The sequence below is a fragment of the Mesorhizobium sp. M5C.F.Ca.IN.020.32.2.1 genome (genome assembly GCF_004023105.1).
GTDB classification, from domain to species: Bacteria; Pseudomonadota; Alphaproteobacteria; order Rhizobiales; family Rhizobiaceae; genus Mesorhizobium; species Mesorhizobium wenxiniae.
On the sequence record NZ_RZSX01000658.1, the window covers coordinates 1 to 3,705 of the forward strand.

Annotated in this window: 5 protein-coding genes; 1 reads left to right on the forward strand and 4 read right to left on the reverse strand. The window is 64.2% G+C overall.

The window, feature by feature from the left end; genetic code table 11:
* Positions 1-36: 36 nt before the first annotated feature.
* The 4 genes from EOA86_RS26425 to EOA86_RS26440 all read right to left on the reverse strand — a co-directional run bounded on the left by EOA86_RS26425 (position 37) and on the right by EOA86_RS26440 (position 2,821).
* Positions 37-459: a (deoxy)nucleoside triphosphate pyrophosphohydrolase gene (locus EOA86_RS26425; RefSeq protein ID WP_065008466.1), complete on the reverse strand. Its 423-nt coding sequence runs from the start codon at positions 457-459 to the stop codon at positions 37-39.
* The gene (locus EOA86_RS26430; RefSeq protein WP_206630138.1) at positions 456-1,235 is read right to left on the reverse strand and encodes a GNAT family N-acetyltransferase; all 780 of its coding nucleotides are present in this window, start codon (positions 1,233-1,235) and stop codon (positions 456-458) included. The genes EOA86_RS26425 and EOA86_RS26430 overlap by 4 nt, the downstream gene beginning before the upstream one ends.
* Positions 1,235-2,476, reverse strand: a complete 1,242-nt coding sequence (gene argJ / locus EOA86_RS26435) for a bifunctional glutamate N-acetyltransferase/amino-acid acetyltransferase ArgJ (protein ID WP_128344380.1) — start codon at positions 2,474-2,476, stop codon at positions 1,235-1,237. Before argJ ends, EOA86_RS26430 begins: the two co-directional genes overlap by 1 nt.
* Before the next feature lie 114 nt (positions 2,477-2,590).
* Positions 2,591-2,821 (reverse strand): hypothetical protein, encoded by a 231-nt coding sequence (locus EOA86_RS26440; RefSeq protein WP_127212743.1) that lies wholly within the window; start codon positions 2,819-2,821, stop codon positions 2,591-2,593.
* 112 nt (positions 2,822-2,933) lie between these two features.
* On the opposite strand from EOA86_RS26440, the gene EOA86_RS26445 reads away from it, so the two are divergent.
* Positions 2,934-3,596 carry a TetR/AcrR family transcriptional regulator gene (locus EOA86_RS26445; RefSeq protein WP_128344382.1) on the forward strand — a complete coding sequence of 221 codons (663 nt, stop codon included), beginning with the start codon at positions 2,934-2,936 and terminating at the stop codon, positions 3,594-3,596.
* The last annotated feature ends 109 nt before the right edge of the window (positions 3,597-3,705 follow it).

Here is a 3,705-nt window from a genome sequence, read left to right on the forward strand (position 1 = left end):
CATTAACGCTGTCTAACTCGGGCAGTGACGGCACAATCACAGAAGATCGATGAGGAACTGGATCAGCGGCGCGTCGGCCGGCGGCATCGGAAAATCGCGCATTTGGCGCGGCCGCACCCATTTCAGCACCTGCCCTTCCTTCGGCTGCGCGATGCCGCGGAAGCGACGGCAGACGAACAGCGGCATCAGCAGGTGAAAATCATCGTAGGAATGGCTGGCGAAGGTGAACGGCGCCAGGCAGGGAATATCGGTTTCGATGCCGATCTCCTCGTACAACTCCCGGATGAGGCATTCTTCCGGCGTCTCGCCGGGCTCGACTTTGCCGCCCGGAAACTCCCACAGGCCGGCGAGCTGCTTGCCTTCCGGCCGCTGCGCCAGCAGCACGCGGCCGTCGCTATCGACCAGCGCGCAGGCTGCGACCAGGAGCAGGCGCTTGCCGAGAGGGTTCGGGCCGGTCATGCGCCGGGCGGCCGGCGATAATGGTAACGATAGACTTCGTCGAACCCGAGCGAACGATAAAGCGCCAGCGCCGGCGCATTGTCGGCCTCGACCTGCAGCCAGGCTTCCCGGGCGCCGCGCAGCCGGGCCCATTTCAGCGCCGACAGGATGAGGTGGCGGCCATGGCCCTGGTTGCGTACCGATCTGTCGGTGGCGATCTCGAACAGCCCGGCAAGATCGCCATCATGGACGCAGATCAGCGTCGCCAGCGGTTCGGTGCCCTTTTCGAGCGCGAACAGCCCGGCTTCCGGCTGGATGGCGCCGATGATCTCCGACAGGCCCGGCCGCAGCGACACATCCGAGCCACTTACCTTGAGCGACGCGCCGATGAAGCGGCTGATGTCCTTCAGCGGAATCTGGTCCATGGCGGCATCGAGCTGGGCGTCTGAAAGCGGCAGCCGCATGACCAGCGATTCGTCGAATGTGCTCCAGCCTTCGCTGTCGAGATGTTTGGAAAGGACCGGCCCCGACAGCGGCGATATGCGGAAGGTCAGCGGCCGGCCATAGGCGTCGAAGCGGCGGCTGGCGCGGCCGATGCGTTCGGCGATGTGCTGGATGTCGCCCGGATCGAGCGGATTGACCGAATTCAGCCGCTTGGCCGGATGACCCGCCGTCAGCCGCACCACCCAGGTGCCGTCATAATGGACCGCCGCCGCCGGCCAGGCGCGAAAGCCGGCCGCCTCATAGCGGCGCACTATGGCAAGCACGCTTGCCGGATGTCTGGAAACCAACGCCATCAGCTCCGATAATCGCCGTTGATGGCGACATACTCCTTGGTGAGGTCGCAAGTCCACACCGTCGCCTTGCCGCGGCCGATGCCGATATCGGCATGGATGCAGATCTCGTCGCGCTTCATGTAGGCCGATGTCGCCTCTTCGGAGTAGGCGGCGTCGCGCTCGCCCTCATGCGCCAGCCTGATATCGCCGAACCAGATCGACAGAAGGTCGCGGTCGGCCGGTTCGCCGGCCTTGCCGATGGCCATGACGACGCGACCCCAATTGGCATCCTCGCCGGCGACCGCCGTCTTGACCAGCGGCGAATTGGCGATCGACAGCGCGATGCGCTTGGCCGAGCGGGCCGATTTCGCGCCGGTGACGGTGACCTCGACCTGCTTGCGGGCGCCCTCGCCATCGCGCACCACTTGCAGCGCCAGCGATTTCAGCACCTTGCCGAGCGCGCGGCGGAAGGCGCCGAGGCGCGCATCCCCGGCATCGGTGATGTCAGGCGCGCCGCGCCTGGATGCGGTGCCGGTGGCGAACATCAGCAGCGTGTCGCTGGTCGAGGTGTCGCTGTCGACGGTGACCGCATTGAAGGTCTTGGCCGTGCCGCGTGACAAAAGATCCTGCAGCACGGGGGCTGCGATCGGCGCATCGGTGGCGATGAAGGAGAGCATCGTCGCCATGTCGGGCGCGATCATGCCGGCGCCCTTGGCAATACCGTTGATGGTGACGTCGGCGTCGCCGAGTTTTACCGTCGCGGTCGCCAGTTTCGGATAGGTGTCCGTGGTCATGATCGCCTTGGCGGCTTCGGTCCACAGGTCAGGCCTGCCGTCCTTGACCAGTCCGGCGAGCAGATGGCTGAACTTGCCGGCATCCAGCGGCTCGCCGATGACCCCGGTCGAGGCCAGGAACACCTCGTCCGGTGTGCAGCCCGCAGCCTTGGCTGCAGCCTCGCTGGTCATTGCCGTGGAGGCTCGGCCCTTGCTGCCGGTGAAGGCATTGGCATTGCCGGAATTGACGACCAGCACGCGCGCCTTGCCCTGCCCGAGATTCTGCCGGCAGAAATCGACCGGCGCCGACGGGCATTTCGACTTGGTGAATACGCCGGCGACCGTGGTGCCGGTATCGAAGACCATGGTCAGCAGGTCTGTGCGGTTCTTGTACTTTATCCCGGCCTCGGCGGTGGCGATGCGGACGCCCTCGATGTCAGGCATTTCAGGATATTTCTTCGGCGCGAGCGGCGAAATGGTGGCTGACATGAAGACCTCGGGCGGAAAAATCGCAAGGGGAACGCCGGTTTGCCCGATAGCGGGCGCCGGTGCAAGGGCGTTTTCCCGACCGGACGACACCAAACTGCCGGCAGCACGCTTGCGTCATTGGGCAGGATTTAGGAACTTCCAGAACATCTTCTGCACGCCGGGAATGAGCCCCCAGATCATGATCGCGACCATTAGCGGGGCGATGACCAGCGTGCGCTGCCAGATCTCCCACTGTTCGGTCAGCGGGAACACGACATAGAGAATGGCGGTGATCAGCGGATAGACGCCGGCAAGCACCAGCAGCGCAAAGCGGAGGCGCGAGAAGCGGGTGGCGGTCGAGGTCATTGGTTCTCTCCTTATCGTTACGAAACGTTCCGTTATACAAAACGGGCCGTTCCGTTTCGTCAAGAGCTCGTATATGCATGCTGAGGAAACTTGCCGATAAGGAAAACAGCAGATGGGTGAGGACGCAGATCAGGCCCGCAAATCAATTGGCGCGCGGCGCAACCCCGACAGCGCCGACGCCATTCTCGACGCCGCCGAGGCGGTGCTGGTCGAGGCCGGTTATTCCGGCTTCTCGATCGAAGCGGTGGCGCGGCGGGCGCGTGCTGGAAAGCCTACGATCTATCGCTGGTGGCCGAGCAAGGCCGCTTTGCTCTTCGACGTCTATCAGCGGCTAAAGCGCGTCGACAACCCCGATACCGGAAACCTCGAGGATGATCTCGTCGGCTTCCTGAAGAACCTGTTCTCGCACTGGCATGAAACGTCCTCAGGCAGCGTCTTCAGATCGCTGATCGCAGAGGCGCAGTCGGATGCGACCGTAGCCGCCGTGCTTGTCGAATACACGAAAGGACGCCATGCCCATACCGCCCAGATGATCGAGCGCGCCAAGGCAAGAGGCGAAGTGGCGGCCGACGTCGATTCCACGCTCGTCGCCGACCTGGTCGCCTCCTTTGCCTGGACGCATCTTTTGACCAATCGCCTCGACGAAGACGAAGCGACGCTGCGCAGGGCGGTTGGCTATGTGTTGAAGGGCATAGCCGCCGACGATGCCGGCTCGGTCAACACCGCGGCGGTCCGGCGGAGGCGTCGACGCGTAATCGGTCGCACCACCAAGTAGAAGCGACAGGGGCGGCAGAGCAAAACCACGCCCTGTCGTGATGGAGACCATCAGAGGCACAATCGGGGGGCGGCGGCGCCAACAATTGATCGTCTCCATCATCTGCGGT

Bases quoted from the DNA above. Each gene is read 5' to 3' on its own strand.
- EOA86_RS26425 (WP_065008466.1), bottom strand. From the start codon at position 459: ATGACCGGCCCGAACCCTCTCGGCAAGCGCCTGCTCCTGGTCGCAGCC.
- EOA86_RS26430 (WP_206630138.1), bottom strand. From the start codon at position 1,235: ATGGCGTTGGTTTCCAGACATCCGGCAAGCGTGCTTGCCATAGTGCGC.
- argJ (WP_128344380.1), bottom strand. From the start codon at position 2,476: ATGTCAGCCACCATTTCGCCGCTCGCGCCGAAGAAATATCCTGAAATG.
- EOA86_RS26440 (WP_127212743.1), bottom strand. From the start codon at position 2,821: ATGACCTCGACCGCCACCCGCTTCTCGCGCCTCCGCTTTGCGCTGCTG.
- EOA86_RS26445 (WP_128344382.1), top strand. From the start codon at position 2,934: ATGGGTGAGGACGCAGATCAGGCCCGCAAATCAATTGGCGCGCGGCGC.